We start from the raw sequence: 19288 nt of genomic DNA on the forward strand, positions 1-19288 counted from the left end.
CGTGCTCGAGAACGTCAACCTCGCCGATCTCGACGCCAACGACTTCATCTTCTGACAAGTAAGCGGCCGTTCTGAATGCAGAGGTTCTTCCAGATCGCGGCAGACGGTCGCTCCGTCCCGCATAGCAACCGCTTTGGCGATTGCATGGTCGGCCAACCTGACTGAAGTCGTCAGCTAACCGCGCCGAGCCCATTCGGGCTAGCCAAATTTCCGCTGCGTGCGCACGAAGAAATTTCATCGCTGCACCGCCGTCAAATTTTGATTTGCAGTGCGGCAGGCAAGGCTTCCATTCACGCGTGATGCAGAAAGATTCAAATCGGCAACAACTGGAGTGCGGGACGAAGTGTGAATTCGCGGATCAGAACCAATGGTTACCTTCAAGCACACCACACGCGAATTCGGGTGGTGTGCTTTTTCTCTATCGGCGAGTCTCAGCCGCCGTGTTTTTCAATCAATGCTTTGGCTTGTTCGATCAAGGCATTGCCATCGATACCTTTGCCCTCCATCTCGGCCACCCAGCGAGCGATGACCGGTTGCGATGCGGCCTTGAAACGTGCAACTTCTTCCGTGGATAGCTGCACGATCTTGTTGCCAGCATTTTCGGCAATGTCTCGGCCGGGCTTGTCATGGTTATACATCACCTGTGCGGCGAATTCGGCCAGTTTGAGGCCCGACTCGGCGTCGATCGCGGCACGAATGTTACCGGGCAGGCTGTCATATTTGGCCTTGTTCATCACCATGATGATTGTCGCGGTATAGAGCGCCTCGTCACCGGTGAATTCGGTGTGATTCTTGACCAGTTCCGATAGTTTGATGGCGGGTGTCACCTCCCACGGGATCACCGTGCCCGAAACCACCCCTTTCGACAGCGCCTCGGGGATGGCGGGCAGAGGCATGCCGACCGGCGTGGCCCCAAGCTCTTTCAGCATGTCGTTGATCACGCGGGTCGGGCCGCGCAGTTTCAGGCCGGACATATCTTCAAGCTTGCTGACACCTTGGGCGGTATGGATTACGCCGGGCCCGTGGACCCAAGCCCCCAGCACCTTCACATCCTTGTATTCCCCGTTCTGGAGGTCGGTTTCGACAAGTTCCTGGAACGCTTTCGAGGTGGCGACCGGATCGGTCATCATAAAGGGTAGTTCGAACACTTCCGTCTTCGGGAAGCGCCCAGGCGTGTAGCCCACCACCGTCATCACGATGTCCGCGACACCGTCGATGGCCTGGTCCATCAAGTGGGGCGGTTTGCCGCCAAGGGCCATCGCGTCGTAGTGCTCGATCTTCAGCTTGCCGCTAGCGGCCTCTTCGACACGAGTGGCCCAGGGTTTGAGGATGTGCTTTGGCACGGTCGCGGGCGGCGGCAGGAATTGGTGCAGGCGGAGCGTGACGTCCTGGGCAGCGGCCATGGGCGCGCTGACGCCAAGGGCGAGTGCTGCCGCGGCTGCGGTTCGGATAAGGCTGCGTCGTTTCATGTGGTTTCTCCCTGTTCGCAGATTATTCGTGTCTTGTCAGTTCAAGGTCACCGGCAGGCTCAAGGGCCCTCGGAAGCCGAAGCCCCAGAATTTCACCGCGTCCGGATCGGCCAGTGTCATGTTCTGGAACCGGTCGAACAGCATCGGCAGGACGATCTGGCCCAGCATGCGCCGGGCGACATGGGTGCCCTGGCAGAAATGCGGCCCGTTACCGAAAGCTTGATGCGGCGTCTTGGGGCGGAAGATATTGAAATTTTCGGGGTCGTCATAAAGCTCTTCATCGCGGCAGGCAGAGGCCTGAACGGTCATCACCACCTCGCCCTTTGCAATCGCGTGTCCGCGGATTTCGGTATCTTCTTTGACCAGGCGCGAGCTTGCCTGGATCGGTGCGACCCAGCGGACACCCTCTTCGAAAGCCGCCAGCCACATCTGGTCCTTAATGCAGGCCTCCAACTGTTCTGGATTGGTGAAAAGCCCGTAAAGAATGGTCAGCAAGGCATCGCGTGGTTCGTTGATACCGCCACCAATGGCGATCTTCACATTGGCGTAGATCTGTGATTTCGGGATCGGGTCTTCGGCGTTGACCATTGCCGACAGGGCGCTTTGGTCCGGATTTGCCATCACCCGCTCAACGCATTTGTCGAACAGGGCATCCATTTCGACATTGGCCTTGTCTGAGGCTTCGAAAAGCTCGGGCACGCCGCCGAAATTTCCCGCCCCGTCGATCAGGGTTTGCGACCAGCGGATCATGTCGGCATCGCTGGCCTCCGGAATACCCAGAAGATGGGTAAGGCAACGCGCAGCATAGGGCGCGGCAAGGTCGGTGAACAGATCAATGGTTTCACCGCGCGGAAGGCGGCCAATATAGTCTTCGGCCACCTTAGTATAAATCGGCTGCCAACAGCCCATGATGACCTTTGGATTGAACGCCGGCGCCATCGCGTTTCGCTCGCGCATGTGTTCCTCGCCATCCTTTCGCATCAGCGTGTGCGCTAGAAACGCGCGTTTCATCGGCGTCAACGGATCGTCAGACGAAAACAGTTCCCAGTTCTCCTTCACATGCTTGGTGTCAGCGGCCTTGGTCAGCATGATCCGCTTGATCGACGGTATGCGCACCACCGGCGCCTCGGCCCGCAAACGACGGTAGATCGCGTAGGGGTCGGATTGCAGCTGTGGGATTTGGATCGTGTCGTCGACGGGAACCTCGTCCAATGCAGCGATCGTCATTGTTTTCTCCAACGCAAGACAGTTCTCTGAAACTAGTCGTTGAATTGACATTGGTCTATCTGATGGGTTTGATATGCCTCATTGAAAATATTGATGAGGATTCCCTTGACCGATCCCTTCGCTCTCGACTTCGCGGCACTGCGCTGCCTTCGAATGGTCCATGACCTCGGCTCGTTTTCACGGGCCGCAGAAAGCTTGGGGATCGGGCAGCCCAGTGTAAGCTATACGATCGGGCGCCTGCGCGAGGCGTTTGGCGATCCGCTATTCGTTCGACAGGGTGGAGGTATTTTCGCCACTGAGCGTTGTGTTGAGATTGTTGAAACAGCAGGCCGCATGGTGGATGAGTTCGAGGCTCTTGCCGCGCCGCGCCTGTTTGATCCGGGTTCGGCCGAGCTTACGGTCGGCATTTCGTGCAATTTTTACGAACGCGTCACGATCCTGCCTGAACTGACGCGCATGCTGCGCCGCGAGGCGCCCGGCATTCGGTTGAACATCATTCCAAGCCAAGTGAGGGGGCGAGAGCAGCTCAAACGCGGCGAAAGCGATATGCTTATCGGGCCAATTCGGATCGAAGAGGCGGGGTATTACCGGCGGACGCTGTTCACGGATGATTATGTCTGCATCATGGACCCGGCCAACAAACTGTCCAGTGCACCACTGAGCCTTGAAGAATACGTGGCGGCACCTCAGATCGTTGTCAATTACGGCGGGACTTTCCGATCCCAATTCCTTGTAGAGCTTGAAAGACTGGGGCTTGTTCCCAACACGTCCATGGAAGTGCCCAGTCCAGCGAACTTGCCCGATATTCTGACCGGGACCGACCTGATCGCCACAGTGCCGCGTCGCACGGCCGCGGTGTTTGGAGGCTCGGTTGCAGTGACCGAGTGTCCGGTGCGGGCCGAAATTTCGATCGACCTTCAATGGACGCGACGCACCCATGTTTCTGCCGCACATGTTTGGTTGCGTGGACGGATCGCGGGCGCGGCGGGCCGTATCCTAGTGCAGGAGGACTAGCTCTAAGCGGGCTACAACAAACAAACGAATGGCGACAAAGGGCTCACTCCCGACATTCTCCGCGACTGCACCTGAGCATGCTATTTTGAATTGCCAACGTCGGGTTGGTGATGTGGTGGACAGTGCGGATGGGAGAAATCATCATGACCAATGCAAACTTACCCGCCATTCGCAGTTGCCGCCCTGCTTGGAACAACGGTCGCGTCGTCGGGCAAAAGCGCCACCTGAGGCCGAAACAAGTCTGGGCCATTCGCGTGCGGCTTGAGATCGCCGAGAACGATCGGAACTTAACGCTTTTCAACCTTGCCATCGACAGCAAGCTTCGTGGATGTGACTTCCCCGCAATCCGGTCAGAACAGAGCGAACAGTTCGCCGCGCTCTGATACGCACTTACCCAAATCCGTACCGTCGGAATCGCAAACAGAGCCTGGGGCCTGAAATCAGCCTAAAGTATGCATCGGATCGAGTCTCCGCTGAACACTCTAGGTGCCAAGCACCCGAATTCACGCGACAACTGCGCAACGCGTGACCTGACCCCCGATGGTCCCTCATTCATAACGAGAGTCTACGGGTCTGGTTTTCAGATTCCTCGGATTCGGTTTGGGCAAGCGCGTCGGGCGCGGAGCCTCCATTTTGCTCAAGCGTCCGGCGCGCTTCGGCGGGTGTTTGGTTTCCGAGCGATGAGTGCGGCCTGACGTTGTTGTAGTCGTAACGCCAGAGCGCCAGTTTACGCCGCGCGTCTTCCAGGCTGTCGAACATCTCCTCGTTCAAGAGCTCATCCCGCAGGCTGCCGTTGAAGCTTTCGATGAAGGCGTTCTGCTGCGGCTTGCCCGGATCGATGTAGTGCCGGTCAACATCGTTCTCGTTGGCCCGTTTCAGGATTGCCCGACTGGTGAACTCCGTCCCGTTGTCGCTGACAATACTGGCCGGTCTGCCATACAGACGAACCAGCGCGTCCAGTTCCCGCGCCACGCGGGCACCCGAGATGCTGGTATCCGCCATCAGGCAAAGGTTCTCGCGACAGCAATCATCGTTCACCGCCAGGATGCGGAACCGGCGCGAGGTTCCGAACGTGTCGGACAGGAAGTCCAAGGACCACCTCTGATTGGGCCGTGTGGCTTCTGGCATCGGTGTTCGAGACCCACGCGCCCGTTTGCGGCCCCGTCGTCGCCTGACGCCCAGCTTCCCCTCTGTGTAGAGCCGATAGAGCTTCTTGTGGTTCATGGTCATTCCCTTGTGCTCTAGCATCACCCCGATCCGGCGATAGCCAAACCGGCGGCGCTTCTGCGCGATGGCTTTCATCTCCCTGCGTATCTCAAGATTGTCCGGCGGCGTTCGCGCCGAACGGTTTTGGGATTGACACCAACGAGCCTGCACGCTCGACGTTGCGAGATATCATGATCCCGCATCGCCCGAAGGGCAGCATCCCGCCGCTCTGTCGGCGTCGTCAGCTCTTTCCCAGCAAGTCCTTCAGAACCACTTTGTCGAGCATCGCGTCTGCTAGGAGCCGCTTGAGCTTGGCATTCTCATCCTCCAGCGACTTCAGTTTGGAAACGTCAGACACTTCCATGCCGCCATACTTCGATTTGTATCTGTAGAACGTGCCTGGCTGAGGCCGTGTTTGCGGCAGACTTCCGCCGTCCGCATCCCGGCTTCCTGCTCTTTGATCATCCCGATGATTTGCGCTTCGGTAAAACGGCTCTTTCGCATCTACTTGCTCCTTCGAAAGGTTGAGCAAACTCTACATCAGAACGAGGGAAGTTTCGGGGAGCAGGTCACCAGGATTTCCCTGATAACAGGGAAAATACAGGGAAAGTTACAGAACGGTCACCGATAGTGGCGTTATAGCTTCTCAGAGTATCAAAGAAAACAGATGCTTGTGCCAAAATTCCCTTGGTTGTCTGACGTCAGACAGACCTCGCACTGCTCGCGCCAGATATCCTCGACGCGATCGCAAATGGCGAACACACGGCCGTCTTTCGACCACACCGCAGCAAGGTCTTCGTCCCTCCGATCAATCATGCGTCGCAGGCTTGCTTCGAGACTGATGTCGAGTTGGTCTCTCAGTCGTTGCGCATCGCGCAGATCCAGATCGCTGGAGAGTAGACCGTCCACGTGCTGAAACGGGGCCAACAGACTGATGGCGAACTGATTGGCCTGTGCCTCTTGTTTTAACTCCCGTCGGCCTTCAGGCCGTCCAGCACGATCCTGATCTTTTCTATAGCTGGCATCCAACTGGGCACGTTCCGTCATACGGGTAAATGCTCACGCGTTTGTGTCAGTTCTTCCCGACAGCGTGACGATAAACTTGGAAAAAAGCTCGCCCTGAGAACCGATTCTCAGTTTTGCATAAATGTTCTTGCGGTGGATTCGCACGGTCCCCGAAGCGATGCCGAGGATTTTGCCGATGGCGTCCGCGGAATAGCCTTTCAACGTGTATTCCGCGACTTCGCGTTCACGCGGCGTGAGAATGCCGCCACCGAATGCCTGGAACGCGCGTTCGATGCTTCGTTCCATGCCGTCGGTCTGACGGTCCGTCGCATTGCCCTCGATCTGTGTCGACAAATCCGACCAATGCTGCTGTGCCGCCGCGCACACGATCGGCCAATACAGGCGCAATTCGCGTATGTCTTTGGCCGAGAAGGGTTTGCTTGCCCGCATCAGGGAAATCACCACCATGGTGTCGCCCGGCAGGCCGACCAGGAAACCGATTTCCTCGGCCAGCCCGGTCTGGACATAGTAATTACGGAAATATTCGCCCTGATAGAAACGGTCTGGCGCGATCTCCTTCAGGCGATGCAGCCCGGGGGGAATCGACGTCGTCGCCGCTAAAAAGAACGGATCGAGAAGATAGGGGCCTTCCTGGTAGTCCTCGACGAACACCTTGCGCTTCTTCTTCGGGAACGTGTCGAAAAGGTCCAGTGGGCGCGTCGTTCCGAGATAGCCGAAGACCACCGTGTAGTCGAAAACCGCGATCTTTTTCAGGGCGTTGGCAAGAGCCCTCGGAAAGCTCTCGTCGCCGATGGCGCTTATCAGTTCACCCGTGGGTTCCAGCCAGTCTTTCATCTTCGTCAAATCGCTCTATCCCGAAACGAGTATCACAAACGGGGTATATACATCTTTTCGAACTTTTCTTACGGTTTTGGGCAATTAGGGGATACCCGATCAATCAAGGAATTCAAGAAAAGAATGAGCAAGTCGGCATATGCAACTACCGACGAGAAGCGGGATCGGAACATCGTTGCAGAGCTGCGCAGGGTGACGAAACGGTTCGGCGATGTTCTGGCCGCCGATCATCTCGATCTGCAGATCCGTGAAGGCGAGTTCCTGTCCTTTCTCGGCCCTTCGGGTTGCGGCAAGACGACCGCGTTGCGCATGCTTGCGGGTTTCGAAGTGCCGACCGAAGGCGATGTTCTGCTCGACGGAGAGATCGTCAATCGGCTCGAAGCGCACCGCCGCCCGGTGAACATGGTGTTTCAGCATTACGCCCTGTTTCCGCATCTGACCGTGGCCCAGAACATCGGCTACGGGCTGAAGCAGGTGCGTCCGCGTCTGCCCAGGTCCGAGATTGCCGAAAAGGTGAGCAAGGCATTGGAGCTTGTGCGACTGCCCGGGTTCGAGAACCGGCGCATCTGGGAAATGTCCGGCGGCCAGCAGCAGCGCGTGGCCCTGGCCCGGGCGATCATCAACGAACCCAAGATGCTGCTTCTCGACGAACCGTTGGCCGCACTCGACCGCAAATTGCGCAAGGAAATGCAGATCGAGCTGCAAAACATCCAGCGCTCGCTCGGGATCACTTTCATCTTGGTGACCCACGACCAGGAAGAAGCGCTTTCGATGAGCGACCGGATCTGCATCATGCGCGATGGCCGGATTGTGCAGGTGGGCAGTCCGCAGGATCTCTACGACCGGCCTATGAATCGCTACGTGGCGGATTTCGTCGGCACGTCGAATTTCTTCGATGGTCGGGTTACGTCCGTTTCCGGCGACCTCGCCGAAGTCACGCTCGACGCAGGTCTGACACTGTCCGGGCGGCCGATCGACAAAGTGTCAGCCGGACAGGCAGTCAGCATCAGCGTTCGCCCGGAACAGGTTCATTTGACGCGCACGGGCGGCGGTGAAGGCCAGTTGCCCGTCACGGTGCACAACCGCATCTTTCTCGGGGAACACACCGAATACCTCGTAATACATGAAACCCTTGGCGAATTCCTCGTGCTGGCGCCAAGGCAATCGGAATTGAACGAAGGGCCGTTCAATACAGGCGACGTGTTGCAGGCATCCTGGGATGCCGGCGCGGCACTTGTCCTGGATCGCAACTAGTCAACGAATGACCAGCCACCATTCGATAGGGGATCTGACATGACCAAACAACCTGACCACATCTCGAAAAAGCAGTTCATGGAAGAGCTGCAACGCTACAGGAAGGGATCGGTAACCCGCCGCCACTTCCTGAACGTCACCGGCCTTGGTGCGGCTTCGGCGGTGCTCGGTGCTGCCGTTCCGGGTCTGCGGCCGCGTCCGGCCTTCGCTGCCGGTGAAATTGGCGACCGCGTGGTTCTGGCCACCTGGCCGAACTACCACGATCCCGAAAATTTCGACGCCTTCACCGAAGCGACCGGCGCCCATGTCCAGGTCAACGTGTTCGGCTCGAACGAGGAAATGCTGGCAAAGCTACAAGCTGGCGCCACCGGCTGGGACGTGTTCGTGCCGACGAACTACACCATCACCACCTATGTCGGCGAAGACCTGATCGAGCCGCTCGATACCGCGCTTCTGCCGAATTACGACCCCAATGCCTATGACCCGCGCTTCGCCGAGGCCGGTTCTGTCGACGGCAAGCTCTATGCCGTACCCAAGGACTGGGGCACCACCGGCTTCGTGGTCAACACCGACCATACGGGCGGCAAGACGCTGGACAGCTGGAAAGGTTTCTTTGACATTACCCGCGACACGTTCTCGGGCCGCACCATGGTGCATGACTACCAGCTGACCACCATTGGCAACGCGCTGAAATATTTCGACTATTCCTTCAACTCGGTCGATCCGGCCGAGCTGGCCGATGCCGAGAAACTGCTGATCGAGTGCAAGCCGCACCTGTTCGCGATCTCGTCGGACTACCAGCCGTCGATGCGCAACGGTGACGCCTGGATGTCGATGGCCTGGACCGGCGACGGCAAGCAGCTGAACGCCGACATTCCCGCGATCATCTATGTGCTCGGTAAGGAAGGCGGAGAGATCTGGTCGGACTACTATGCTGTGCCCAAGGGCGCGCCGCACCGTGCCGCGGCCTATGCGCTGATCAACTTCCTGCTCGACCCCAAGGTCAACGCCAAGGAAGTGCTGGCGCATGGCTATCCTTCGGCCGATGCGCATACCAACGCGCTCTTGCCGGAAAGCCTGCTGAACGACCCGATCCTCTATCCGGCGCAAGAGCTGCTGTCGCCGCTGGAATTCGGTGCCGCCGTCACCCTGACCGACCCGAACCGCGCCGAGCTGATGGCGCGTTTCAAGTCGGCCTGAGGCAGGCCAAACAGGTGAAGACGACATGACACAGCGGACGAGAAACCTTCTGTTGCTGGCCCCGGCAGGCGCATGGTTCCTGCTGATGCTGATCGTGCCGCTGAGTGTCGTTTTCATCTTCAGCTTCGGAGAGCGGGGGCCGGCCGGCGGCTATGTTCCCGCTCTCACCCTTGAGCAATACGCCAACCTGCCGGCCCGCTGGGCGGCATTTCGCAATACCATGATCCTGGCCCCGACCGGCACTCTGGCGGCGCTGTTGATCGCCTATCCGCTGGCCTATTTCCTGGCCGTGAAAGTAAGCGCAAAATGGAAGATGACGCTTTTGGTTCTGGTCATCGTGCCGTTCTGGACCTCGATCCTGATCCGCAGCTACGCCTGGATCTTCCTGCTGGGCGGGCGCGGCATCCCCGCGCTGCTTGACTGGATCGGGATAGAGGGCGTGCGCCTGATCAACACGCCGTTTTCGGTGCTGGTGGGCATCGTCTATGGTTACCTGCCGCTGATGGTCTTTCCGATCTTCGTCAGCCTCGACCGGCTCGACAAGCGTCTTCTCGAGGCCTCTTCCGACCTCGGCGCCCGGCCGTGGCGCACTTTCCTGCAGGTCACGCTACCGCTGTCGATCCCGGGCATCGCCACCGGCTGCATGCTGGTCTTCATCCTGCTGATGGGCGAATACCTAATCCCGGCGCTTCTGGGCGGCGGCAAGGTGTTCTTCGTCGGTAACGCGCTGGTCGATCTGTTCCTGCAATCGCGCAACTGGGCCTTCGGGTCTGCCGTCGCCGTGACACTGGTCGTGGTGATGCTGATCACGGTGACAATCTACATGCGGTTCATCTCGCGGGTGGGGGGCACCCGTGACGATGTCGCTCTGATGTGAGGCCGCGATGAGAGTTTACGCCACGCTGGTCTATCTGTTCCTCTACATCCCGATCGGGGTGATCGCGCTTTTCAGCTTCAACGCCGGCCGCCATGCCAGTCAGCTTCAGGGCTTCTCGATTAAATGGTACGGCAAGGCGCTGAATAATCCGTTCGTCATGGATGCGCTGGAAACCAGCCTGATCGTCGCGCTCGTCTCCGCCACCTTCGCCAGCGTGTTCGGCGCAATGGCGGCGGTGGCGCTGCATGGCATCAAGGGGCCGGTACGAACGATTTTCGACGGTTTGATCTATGTCGCCGTGATGATCCCCGGCATCGTCATCGGCATTGCCACGCTGATCGGCCTCGTCACCCTGTTCGACCAACTCAACCCGATGATCGCCGCGATTTGGCCCGGCGGCTTTGAGCCGCCAAAGCTCCAGATGGGCATGCTATCGCTCATTGCCGCCCACACGATGTTCCTGATGGCGCTTTGCATCATCATCGTCCGGGCACGGCTGTCCGGCATGGACCGGTCGCTGACCGAGGCCAGCGCCGATCTTTACGCCACGCCGATGGCGACCTTCCGGCAGGTCACGCTGCCGCTGATCTTCCCTGCCATCGTTGCCGGGTTCCTGCTGAGCTTCACCTTCAGCTTCGATGATTTCATCATCGCTTTCTTCGTCGCCGGGTCCGAGACCACCTTGCCGATCTATGTCTTTTCCTCGATCCGTCGCGGCGTTACGCCCGAGATCAACGCCATCGGCACAATGGTGCTGGGCGTGTCCCTGGTGCTGCTGGTCACGGCGCAGATCCTTCTCAGACGAGGGGAGAAAAAATCCCGATGACACTCGACTTCCCTGCCGCCGGTCGCGGGTTCGCCCGCCCGCTTGCTGATCGCGTTGCCTTTGTCACCGGGGCCGGGTCCGGTATCGCACGAGCCGGAACGCTGGCGATGGCCCGCTGCGGCGCACATGTGGTCGTGACCGACCGGGATGCAACTCTGGCCGAGGCCACAGAAGGGGCGATACGCGACGAAGGGCTTTCCGCTACGGCAATGCAGCTCGACGTCACCGATGACGCGGCGCTGGAAGCGGCGCTGGCGAAGGCCATCGCCGATCATGGCCGTCTGGACGTTCTGCATTCCCATGCCGGGCTTCAGATCGAAGGGCCGCTCGAAGCTGTGTCGGCGGACGGCATGGATGCCTCATGGGCCCTGAACGTGCGGGCACATTTCGTCGCCTCGAAAGCCGTCGTCGGCCAGATGCGGGCGCAGGGTGGCGGCTCGATCATCGTCACGGCATCGAATTCGGGTGTGCAATACGACCGCGAAATGATCGCCTATGCCACGTCAAAACATGCCGCCGTCGCCATGGTGCGGCAGATGGCGGCGGATTACGCAGGGGAAAACATCCGTTTCAACGCGCTGTGCCCTGGTTTCGTCGACACGCCCTTCAATGCCGGGTTCGAGACCCAGATGGGCGGACGCGCCGCATTGGAAGAATACATTGCCAGCAACATTCCGATGGGGCGCTGGGCGACGGTCGAGGAAATTGCCGATGCCATCGTGTTCCTCGCCTCGGACATGTCGTCTTTCGTCACCGGTCATGCGCTGGTGATCGACGGCGGCGAATGCATCTGACGCAGGCAGCGTCGGAACAGGAACAGGGAGACCTATCGATGCCCGACATCAATCCGAATGGCCGCCTGGCCGGCAAGATCGCGGTCATCACCGGTGGCGCGGCCGGTATGGGCCGCGAAACCGCGCTGACTTTCGCCCGCGAAGGCGCCAAGGTCAGCATATTCGACATCCAGGACGATCTGGGCGCCGAGACGGTGTCTATGATCACAGAAATGGGAGGCGATGCGGCCTTTTTCCATTGCGATGTGACCAAAGCGGCAGAAATTGATACTGCCTTTGCCGCCGCGATCGACACCTTTGGCCCCTACAACGTGCTTTTCAACCATGCCGGTACGATCATCGTCGCGCCACTGCACGAGACGCCAGAGGCGGAATATGACCGTCTGATGGACATCAACGTCAAATCCGCCTTTCTGGTCACGCAACGCGCCGTGAAACACATGAGCGACAATGACGGTGGCTCGATCGTCATCACGGGCTCGATCGCCTCGGAACTTGGCTATGCGCTGGAGGCCGTCTATTGCATGTCGAAGGGCGCCGTCCTTCAGCTCATGCGCACGATCTCTGTGGAATACCGCGACGCCGGAATCCGCTGCAACGCGGTGTGCCCTGGCTTCGTCGAAACCGCCCACGGCTTGCGCGAAATTGCCGAACTCGATGCGGCCGGACAACAATGGGAAGAAGAGGGCATGGCGGCCACTCAGGGGCGTATCTGCCGCCCCGAAGAAGTTGCCAACGCTGTCCTGTTCCTGGCCTCGGACGAAGCAAGCTTCGTAAATGGCACCGCGCTTTACGTCGACAACGGATGGTATGCGAAAGGGTAGATGAACACTGTGAATGTCATTGGCATTCAGCTCTCCTGTGTGGCCTTTTCGAATTGCTTCCTGGAATAGCGAATCTGTCTGGCAACGGCAGTGTTGCGTACTTTGTGCCAGCTTGGGCAATTTTCAGCACCGATCAAATTGGGCTCAAACCGATTATCTGACGCTTTCGGTGGGATTGCCGTCGGTCGAATGACCGCTTTAATGCCTCTCGTGGATTCACTTTGCGCCCGCAGCGAATGACGGCTCCCCGCCCTTCTGAACGCCGTCCTCGGCTTTGGCCCCGGTCCCTGCTCGGTAATCTGTGGCGGCAGGTAGCTCTCCCAGATCGTATCCACCAAGGCCTTCACCTCGGGATGCTCTGACCACCGATGCACGTCGATCGGCCTGGAGTGCCTCGGGTTGTCTATCACTGCCATGGTGCTGTCCTGCCCTTCGTCTCCCCTCCTAGATAGTCCTCTTAAGGGCTCTACCAAGGGGTCCATCCAGGGGGCTTATGGGAGGGCTTGCTGGGTTCCTTCTCTTTCTTCTTATCCATTACTTATACCTATTATGTCGTAGGTATATCCCCCCAAGAGATAGGATCAGAGAGGCCAAGATTAGGGTCCCCGAAACAGGGGCATAAACGGGGGCATTTCCGGCCAACCCTGTGACCCGGAACCCTTGCTAGCTTGTCTCAGAGAGCGGTGGCTGTGCTGCCAGTCTCAAGCTATTGGGTCTTAGGCCAAGAACCCAAAATACAGGGAATTTACAGGGAAATCCGCCAATTTTGGCTTGGATTGGGTTGCTTCTCGAGTTTCAAGGCGCGAAAATGGACTTCTTCTCAGTGGGTTGGCGGCGATTTCCCTGTTCTTTGACAACAGGGAATTTCATTCCTGCAAACAGGGAAAAACGGGACGGAAACAGGGATTTGAATTCGGCTTGCAGGGAACCGTCGTGTTGCCGCCGAGCGTCGGCGCATCTGCAATTGGCGTCGGCCATCGATGTGGTCGTGTTTTGGAAGTAGAGCCACGGCGGAACTGTTGATGTTGCGCAAATTGAATGTTCTTGATATGTTCCGATTGGGCGATTCTGCAGGTAAGGCAGTGTCGCTCCGCACGGACAACCTGACCAAAGGCGCCCTTCGTTAAGGACGGCCCCTGGCAAGCAGGATCCGGGCGCGGATAATCCGCCAGGACAAGTCGCTGCCGACGAGGCCGCGTCACCCTTACGGTGGGACCCGGTAAGTCCATGTTCCAATAGGACCACGGCAACTTTCAACCGACATAGAACGCCAGTTTGGCGACCGAAAAAGCGGGTCTTTTCGAAGACCGTCCAAAAAGAGGAGCAAGCAAATGACTTGCCCGATTGAACATATCGCGATCGGCGATCTCAAACCCTGGGCAAGGAATGCCCGGACTCATTCGAAAAAGCAGATTCGGCAGATTGCGGACAGCATCGAGACCTTCGGGTTCACCAACCCGGTGCTGATCGATGAGCGCCGGACCATCCTGGCCGGCCACGGCCGAGTGGAAGGCGCGCGACTTCTAGGTATGACCGAAGTGCCATGTCTGAGGCTGGACCACATGACCGAAGACGAAAAGCGGGCCTATGTCCTGGCCGACAACAAGCTCGCAATCAATGCCGGATGGGACGACGATCTTCTGGCGGCAGAACTGGGCGAGCTGATGTCGTCAGATCTGGAGTTCGACGTGTCAGTAACCGGGTTCTCGATCCCGGAGATCGATGGCCTGCTGGACACGGTCGCGCCGGAGGAACCCGGAGATCCGGAAGACGACCTCCTTCCGATCGAAGTGTCTGCGCGGGTTCAGCCTGGCGATATCTGGCTTCTTGGCCGGCACCGCTTGATCTGCGGAGACGCGCTCAATCCGGAGACGATCTCGGCATTGATGGATGGCGGGGAGGCGCGGATGGTGTTCAGCGACCCGCCATACAACGTGCCGATCGACGGCCATGTCGGAAACTCGGGCAAGATCCAGCACCGAGAGTTCGCCATGGCGTCGGGTGAGATGAGCCAGCCAGAGTTCACCCGCTTCCTGACAACGGCCTTCCGCAACCTGGCGGACTACAGCGTTGACGGATCGATCCATTACATCTGCATGGACTGGCGGCATATGTCGGAGATGCTGGCGGCGGGGCAGGGGGTCTACGACGAGATGAAGAACCTGATCGTCTGGGCCAAGGACAATGGTGGCATGGGGTCCTTCTATCGCTCGCGCCACGAGTTGATCTTCGTGTTCAAGAAGGGCAGCGCGCCGCACCTGAACAATTTCGAGTTGGGCCAGCATGGGCGGTATCGGACGAATGTCTGGGAATACCGTGGTGCAAACAGCCGCCATGCCGCCCGTATGGACGAACTGATGCTGCACCCGACGGTGAAGCCGGTCCAGATGATTGCCGATGCGATCCGGGATGTCTCGGGTCGAGGCGACATCGTGCTCGACGTTTTCGGTGGATCGGGCTCGACGCTGATCGCTGCCGAAAAGACCGGGCGCCGCGGATATCTCTGCGAGCTCGATCCGATCTACTGTGACCGGATCCTGGCGCGTTGGGAGACCTACGCCAAAGACGAGGCGGAGCAGGTGCTTTGCGGATGGCAGCCATCTGCCCTGGTCAGTGAGGCAGCGCAGTGATGAAAAAGAAAGCCAACCTTCCAATGCCCCGAGCGGACGCTGACTATGAGGTCGGCTATGGGAAACCACCGGAAAACACCCGTTTCAAGGCGGGCAAATCCGGCAATCCGAAGGGGCGGCCACGCGGCGCGAAAAACAAGCGGCCAAAGCTGAACGAGGAACGGCTGAAGGGTATCATCCTGGACGAGGCGTATCGCGACATCACGGTGCGCGACGGCAACCGGAACGTCACAGTTCCGATGGCGCAGGCGATCGTGCGTGCGATGGCCGTCAATGCCGCCAAGGGGCAGCACAGGTCACAGCGTCTGTTCGCTGAACTGCTTAGCGCGACGGAAAGCCAGAACAGGCAGCTCTCGGACGAGTGGGTGCAAACTGCCATCGCCTACAAGGTCGAATGGGACAAAGAACTGCAGCGCAGGAAGGATCACGGGATCACGCATTTGCCGGATCCGCTGCCACACCCGGACCAGGTCAGGATCGACTTCAAGACGGGAGAGGCCCGTATCCAGGGACCGATGTGCAAGGAAGACGTTGCCGAGTTGGAGAAATGGCAGGACCAACGTGCAATGTGGCAGGAGGAGCTCGACGAGATCAACAAGGACCTGGAAACCGAACGGGACGAAGGCATCCGCGAACTCCTTCTGGACGAAAAGGCCCATGCCAAGAAGATGCTCGCGCTGCTCGACCGGCTGCTCGAGGCAATCGGGTATTAACGCTTGAGCAGAGGCACATGTTCTCTTTGAGCCCTGTTGCGACCTTGATCCTAAGTGCAGCATTCGACGGAAACGGCGGATTGTGTTGAAAACTCGGAAAACGGCTAAGCTCGGGTCTTCCGCGAACAGGCATTCAATCGAAGAAGTCCGCCAGCGGCACCACTGACAATCGTTGTGCTGTCCTCTAGCGGCCAGCGTCAGGTTTTGGCCGCCCCCTCAGCTGCTAAATCCTACCGCCCCTGCAGGGGCATTTCTTGACTCAAGTTTGTGCGAATTCGGAGTTTTTCAACACAATGGGCGGGGAGCCGTCATTCGCTGCGGGCGCAAAGTGAATCCACGAGAGGCATTAAGGGGCCGCAAAGCCTTGAGCCATAAGCCGTTTAGTTTGTGAGCAAGACAAGATGCGGAAGCGTCTCGGTCCGGATCGGATTTGGACCAAAAGACACTACATCTCGTCTGGAGTGATCAGTGACTCTCGTCGGTCTTAATTCTCTTCTTTGACAATTTGGATTGTCCTGGTCGGGAAGGCGAAGGCCACTCCAACCTGCCGGGCCAGATCGACGATGTCGGCGACAAGGGCAGAGCGCACTGCCACCTGATCGTCGTAGTTGGAGACGAATACGAAAAAGCGGCACTCGATCTCTATTGCGGATTCACCAAAATCCTTGAGCCCTACATAGCAATCTTTGGCATCGGCGCTCGGTTGCCGCAATATCAAGCTGCGCAAGTCTTCAATGAACTGTTCTAAGAGCGGGCGCGGGGTGTCATAGGTCAGACCAATGGAAAGGTCGATACGGCGGCGAGTACGGAGTCCCCAGTTCACAATGACCTGATCGCTCAATTGTGAGTTCGGGATAATCATCACAGTGTCGTCGAGCCTCTGCAGCCGGGTCGATCGTATGCCAACTGTCTCGACCGTTGCGAGTTGACCGCTTGTTTCGATCAGGTCGCCGCGCCGGAAGGGACGATCGGTCAATAGCAGGATGCCGCCCAGTACGTTCGATACGGTCTCGCGCGCGGCGAATGCCAGTGCGAGGCCACCAACGCCCAACCCCGCCAGAACGCCTTCGTAGGGAAGATCGACGATTTCTGCGAGGAAAAGCAGACCTGCCGTCAGCAAGGCGAGTTTTATGATGCCGATCGCCATTGCGGTTACGATCTCATCGGCATAGCTCACGGTGGACGCGGCTCTGCGCTGGAAGAAGGCTCCTATAGTGCTGGTCGCGAGGACTGCAAACCAGGTCGCACCTATGACCGCCGCTGCAGAAACGAGCGTGTGCAGCGCGGCGAGCGGCGTTTCAATAATCCCGATCATGCTGAAGCCCCAAACAAGGACCAGACTGCCCAGCGTCAGCCTTGCCGCCTGAACCAAACCTTTACTTTGAAGCGTAGGTGCATCGGCTGCGTCATCGTCGGCTTCGGTCCGTTCTCTTGGTGCCAGAAGACCGAGAAGTGCAACCAAAACGGCGGCAGTCACAACCATCAGCAGGATCGCCAGCCATTGCCAGTTTTCTATTATCACAGCGCGGTTCAACAGGGCTGGAGACATATCCCGGATACGCTCCCGAAGCGAAAAAAACTGTGTCAGCGGTTGGCTCAGTGGGATGCCTTCGGCCATTGGAAGGTTCTGCATAGCTGAATAGAGCGCAGGCAATTTGCGCAGTGTTTCAGCGTCGAAGACCCATCGGTCGGGCGCTTCTTCTTCCTCCGTCGGTATGCGCGCGATCACAATGTCCCCAACAGGATGTGCATAGTGGACATAGGGCGTTGTCCGGTTTGGATTGTTGGGAAGCTCCTGGAGAAAGATGAAGCCGGCGCGGTCGAGGACGTTCTTCAGATAATCCGCCAACAATGGTCCTTCGGCGCTGTGCAGGTGGTCAGGCAGCATGGACAGGTCCAGCGTCGACAAAATCGCTTCCCGTCCCGCCCCGTCCCAGTCATGAATCCCGAATAGGAACCGTTGCATGACGCCGCGCGGGGAATTCGCCATGGCGGCCTTGGCTGCTGCCACATTGGGTTCACCAATTGAGTTGAGATAGCGCCTAAGGGCGGCTGAAAGAGTTTCTGCGTCTTCTACAAGTAGTCGCCAGCCGCCACCACTCGCTCGCACGAACTGCAAATCATAGGACACCTCGGTGCCATCAAGCGCGATTGTGAACGTGGCAGTCTCAGCTTCGGGACGCGGTGGCGCGTCGTAAACCCGGAAGGTCGACAGATCGATGATATCCCAAAGCAGCGCTTGGCGATGGCGCAGCGTGTTCGCCGGGGCTTCGCCTCCTTCGAACTCGAGAAGAGTCCGGGCAAAGCGCAGAGCGTCCACATCTCCGCCGATCAAGAAATCACTCACAGATGCGACAATCGATTGGAGCGTCTCCCGCGGGGATGCATCGCCAGTAATCAGGCGCTCACCTGCCCTGTCTGATCGGCGCCCGTTCCACCACTCTCCAGTGTCGAAGCGTCCTGTGAAACTCTCGCCATCGTCCGAGATTGCGAAAATCAATTGCCCGCTGACCTCATCCTCGAACCAACGCCCGCGCAAGACCTGACCTTCGATCTGCCCCTCGATCCGTCCACCACCGGGCTCGTATGTTCCGAGGACCGAACGGCCCTCCTGCTGCAACTGGACCACCGCCGCCCCGTCGCGCCAGAACGTGTCCCAGCGACCCGACCAGTCGGGGGACGACTGTGCGAGGACGGCACTCACGGTCATCGCCGCAAAGAGGCACGCCAGAAGCAAGCAGCGCGAAAGGTGCAGTGTCTTCTCTGGCTTTCCCGGATTAATCGACCCTTTTGCAAAGAACAAAGCAGCGAATAAACGGAGCATGCGTTTCCTCTTTGGAAAGTGGATCAGTAACTTTTCCGACTTAAGCTTGAGCTAGCCCGAATAACCAGCCCCTCAAGCGTTGAGCTGTTCGGCTGCAGGCCCGTATCGCTGTGCGGCGGAAACTGCAATCTCTTCGACTGACAATCTCCGCCGCACGGCTTCCAATTTCGGTGCTGCGCTCAACTGATCGGGCCGCACGCACATCCTATAAAGATCAATTTGTGGCAGACTTAAGCGTTTCCATCACCTCCGCACATTCAGCAGCTCCACCGACGACCGAAGTGCCTTCGGGCAGCCCGTCGGCGCCAGCCAGTTCCTGCGCCGCCCGCATGAGAAGCTGATCGACCTGTTCGGCCGTTACGAGACCCTCGGCCTGCGCTGCTTCCACAGTCGAGCAGATACCAGCGCTGAGTCCGGTTCCAATTCCGATTCCAGCGGCCGTACCTCCGATAAGCGATCCCCCGACGACCGCACCCCCGACCGCACCGACAACCAGTCCGGTGAGTCCAACGATTACTTTGTTCATAGAGCTCTTCCTTCTATTTAGGAATTGATAGAGTTAACGGACCG

General features: G+C 58.6%; 17 protein-coding genes and 2 pseudogenes. 10 read left to right on the forward strand and 9 right to left on the reverse strand.

Going from position 1 to position 19288, the window contains the following annotated elements; genetic code table 11:
* Positions 1–431: 431 nt before the first annotated feature.
* Both NO357_RS21065 and NO357_RS21070 read right to left on the reverse strand, forming a co-directional pair.
* Positions 432–1469, reverse strand: a complete 1038-nt coding sequence (locus NO357_RS21065) for a TRAP transporter substrate-binding protein (RefSeq protein WP_306737735.1) — start codon at positions 1467–1469, stop codon at positions 432–434.
* Between the two features lie 36 nt (positions 1470–1505).
* A complete protein-coding gene (locus NO357_RS21070) occupies positions 1506–2696 on the reverse strand; it encodes a cytochrome P450 (protein WP_306737736.1) in 1191 nt (396 codons plus the stop codon).
* Positions 2697–2801: 105 nt separating this feature from the next.
* Between NO357_RS21070 and NO357_RS21075 the strand changes: the two genes are divergently transcribed.
* Together NO357_RS21075 and NO357_RS21080 are read left to right on the forward strand one after the other, a co-directional pair.
* Positions 2802–3710, forward strand: coding sequence for a LysR family transcriptional regulator (locus NO357_RS21075; protein ID WP_306737737.1), 909 nt, complete (start codon positions 2802–2804; stop codon positions 3708–3710).
* A 143-nt stretch (positions 3711–3853) separates the two neighbouring features.
* Positions 3854–4045: pseudogene (locus NO357_RS21080) on the forward strand (integrase); the annotation flags it as partial.
* A 217-nt stretch (positions 4046–4262) separates the two neighbouring features.
* Here the strand turns inward: NO357_RS21080 and NO357_RS21085 are convergent.
* The 4 genes and pseudogenes from NO357_RS21085 to NO357_RS21105 all read right to left on the reverse strand — a co-directional run bounded on the left by NO357_RS21085 (position 4263) and on the right by NO357_RS21105 (position 6776).
* Positions 4263–5087, reverse strand: a complete 825-nt coding sequence (locus NO357_RS21085; protein ID WP_306737738.1) for an IS3 family transposase — start codon at positions 5085–5087, stop codon at positions 4263–4265.
* 70 nt (positions 5088–5157) lie between these two features.
* Positions 5158–5420 (reverse strand): annotated as a pseudogene (locus NO357_RS21465) (transposase).
* Positions 5421–5570: 150 nt separating this feature from the next.
* On the reverse strand, positions 5571–5963 hold the full coding sequence (locus NO357_RS21100) for an ImmA/IrrE family metallo-endopeptidase (protein WP_306737741.1): 393 nt from the start codon (positions 5961–5963) through the stop codon (positions 5571–5573).
* A gap of 12 nt (positions 5964–5975) precedes the next feature.
* On the reverse strand, positions 5976–6776 hold the full coding sequence (locus NO357_RS21105) for a helix-turn-helix transcriptional regulator (RefSeq protein ID WP_306737742.1): 801 nt from the start codon (positions 6774–6776) through the stop codon (positions 5976–5978).
* Positions 6777–6899: 123 nt separating this feature from the next.
* Between NO357_RS21105 and NO357_RS21110 the strand changes: the two genes are divergently transcribed.
* From NO357_RS21110 to NO357_RS21135, 6 genes are read left to right on the forward strand one after another with little or no spacing between them, the layout of a single operon-like run.
* Positions 6900–8030, forward strand: a complete 1131-nt coding sequence (locus tag NO357_RS21110; RefSeq protein ID WP_306737743.1) for an ABC transporter ATP-binding protein — start codon at positions 6900–6902, stop codon at positions 8028–8030.
* A 39-nt stretch (positions 8031–8069) separates the two neighbouring features.
* Positions 8070–9230: an ABC transporter substrate-binding protein gene (locus NO357_RS21115; protein WP_306737744.1), complete on the forward strand. Its 1161-nt coding sequence runs from the start codon at positions 8070–8072 to the stop codon at positions 9228–9230.
* Between the two features lie 25 nt (positions 9231–9255).
* Positions 9256–10107, forward strand: a complete 852-nt coding sequence (locus NO357_RS21120; RefSeq protein WP_306737745.1) for an ABC transporter permease — start codon at positions 9256–9258, stop codon at positions 10105–10107.
* Positions 10108–10114: 7 nt separating this feature from the next.
* Complete coding sequence (locus tag NO357_RS21125; protein WP_306737746.1) at positions 10115–10933, forward strand: ABC transporter permease; 819 nt, start codon at positions 10115–10117, stop codon at positions 10931–10933.
* Positions 10930–11727 carry an SDR family NAD(P)-dependent oxidoreductase gene (locus tag NO357_RS21130; protein ID WP_306737747.1) on the forward strand — a complete coding sequence of 266 codons (798 nt, stop codon included), beginning with the start codon at positions 10930–10932 and terminating at the stop codon, positions 11725–11727. The genes NO357_RS21125 and NO357_RS21130 overlap by 4 nt, the downstream gene beginning before the upstream one ends.
* Before the next feature lie 38 nt (positions 11728–11765).
* Positions 11766–12551: an SDR family NAD(P)-dependent oxidoreductase gene (locus NO357_RS21135; protein WP_306737748.1), complete on the forward strand. Its 786-nt coding sequence runs from the start codon at positions 11766–11768 to the stop codon at positions 12549–12551.
* A gap of 26 nt (positions 12552–12577) precedes the next feature.
* Here the strand turns inward: NO357_RS21135 and NO357_RS21140 are convergent, their stop codons facing one another.
* Positions 12578–12967 carry a hypothetical protein gene (locus NO357_RS21140; protein ID WP_306737749.1) on the reverse strand — a complete coding sequence of 130 codons (390 nt, stop codon included), beginning with the start codon at positions 12965–12967 and terminating at the stop codon, positions 12578–12580.
* 915 nt (positions 12968–13882) lie between these two features.
* On the opposite strand from NO357_RS21140, the gene NO357_RS21145 reads away from it, so the two are divergent.
* Positions 13883–15181 carry a site-specific DNA-methyltransferase gene (locus tag NO357_RS21145; RefSeq protein ID WP_306737750.1) on the forward strand — a complete coding sequence of 433 codons (1299 nt, stop codon included), beginning with the start codon at positions 13883–13885 and terminating at the stop codon, positions 15179–15181.
* Positions 15181–15894, forward strand: coding sequence for a DUF5681 domain-containing protein (locus NO357_RS21150; protein ID WP_306737751.1), 714 nt, complete (start codon positions 15181–15183; stop codon positions 15892–15894). Before NO357_RS21145 ends, NO357_RS21150 begins: the two co-directional genes overlap by 1 nt.
* A 484-nt stretch (positions 15895–16378) precedes the next feature.
* On the opposite strand, the gene NO357_RS21155 is transcribed toward NO357_RS21150, so the two are convergent.
* Both NO357_RS21155 and NO357_RS21160 read right to left on the reverse strand, forming a co-directional pair.
* Positions 16379–18718 (reverse strand): mechanosensitive ion channel family protein, encoded by a 2340-nt coding sequence (locus tag NO357_RS21155; RefSeq protein WP_306737752.1) that lies wholly within the window; start codon positions 18716–18718, stop codon positions 16379–16381.
* 214 nt (positions 18719–18932) lie between these two features.
* Positions 18933–19244 (reverse strand): hypothetical protein, encoded by a 312-nt coding sequence (locus NO357_RS21160; protein ID WP_306737753.1) that lies wholly within the window; start codon positions 19242–19244, stop codon positions 18933–18935.
* Positions 19245–19288 lie beyond the last annotated feature (44 nt).

Origin of the sequence: Marimonas arenosa (genome assembly GCF_030848945.1) — a bacterium.
Taxonomy (GTDB): Bacteria; Pseudomonadota; Alphaproteobacteria; order Rhodobacterales; family Rhodobacteraceae; genus Marimonas; species Marimonas arenosa.

What these genes read in the sequence shown, in the direction of transcription:
- NO357_RS21065 (WP_306737735.1), bottom strand. Translation starts at nt 1,469, where the DNA reads ATGAAACGACGCAGCCTTATCCGAACCGCAGCCGCGGCAGCACTCGCC.
- NO357_RS21070 (WP_306737736.1), bottom strand. Translation starts at nt 2,696, where the DNA reads ATGACGATCGCTGCATTGGACGAGGTTCCCGTCGACGACACGATCCAA.
- NO357_RS21100 (WP_306737741.1), bottom strand. Translation starts at nt 5,963, where the DNA reads ATGACGGAACGTGCCCAGTTGGATGCCAGCTATAGAAAAGATCAGGAT.
- NO357_RS21105 (WP_306737742.1), bottom strand. Translation starts at nt 6,776, where the DNA reads ATGAAAGACTGGCTGGAACCCACGGGTGAACTGATAAGCGCCATCGGC.
- NO357_RS21110 (WP_306737743.1), top strand. Translation starts at nt 6,900, where the DNA reads ATGAGCAAGTCGGCATATGCAACTACCGACGAGAAGCGGGATCGGAAC.
- NO357_RS21115 (WP_306737744.1), top strand. Translation starts at nt 8,070, where the DNA reads ATGACCAAACAACCTGACCACATCTCGAAAAAGCAGTTCATGGAAGAG.
- NO357_RS21120 (WP_306737745.1), top strand. Translation starts at nt 9,256, where the DNA reads ATGACACAGCGGACGAGAAACCTTCTGTTGCTGGCCCCGGCAGGCGCA.
- NO357_RS21125 (WP_306737746.1), top strand. Translation starts at nt 10,115, where the DNA reads ATGAGAGTTTACGCCACGCTGGTCTATCTGTTCCTCTACATCCCGATC.
- NO357_RS21130 (WP_306737747.1), top strand. Translation starts at nt 10,930, where the DNA reads ATGACACTCGACTTCCCTGCCGCCGGTCGCGGGTTCGCCCGCCCGCTT.
- NO357_RS21135 (WP_306737748.1), top strand. Translation starts at nt 11,766, where the DNA reads ATGCCCGACATCAATCCGAATGGCCGCCTGGCCGGCAAGATCGCGGTC.
- NO357_RS21140 (WP_306737749.1), bottom strand. Translation starts at nt 12,967, where the DNA reads ATGGCAGTGATAGACAACCCGAGGCACTCCAGGCCGATCGACGTGCAT.
- NO357_RS21145 (WP_306737750.1), top strand. Translation starts at nt 13,883, where the DNA reads ATGACTTGCCCGATTGAACATATCGCGATCGGCGATCTCAAACCCTGG.
- NO357_RS21150 (WP_306737751.1), top strand. Translation starts at nt 15,181, where the DNA reads ATGAAAAAGAAAGCCAACCTTCCAATGCCCCGAGCGGACGCTGACTAT.
- NO357_RS21155 (WP_306737752.1), bottom strand. Translation starts at nt 18,718, where the DNA reads ATGCTCCGTTTATTCGCTGCTTTGTTCTTTGCAAAAGGGTCGATTAAT.
- NO357_RS21160 (WP_306737753.1), bottom strand. Translation starts at nt 19,244, where the DNA reads ATGAACAAAGTAATCGTTGGACTCACCGGACTGGTTGTCGGTGCGGTC.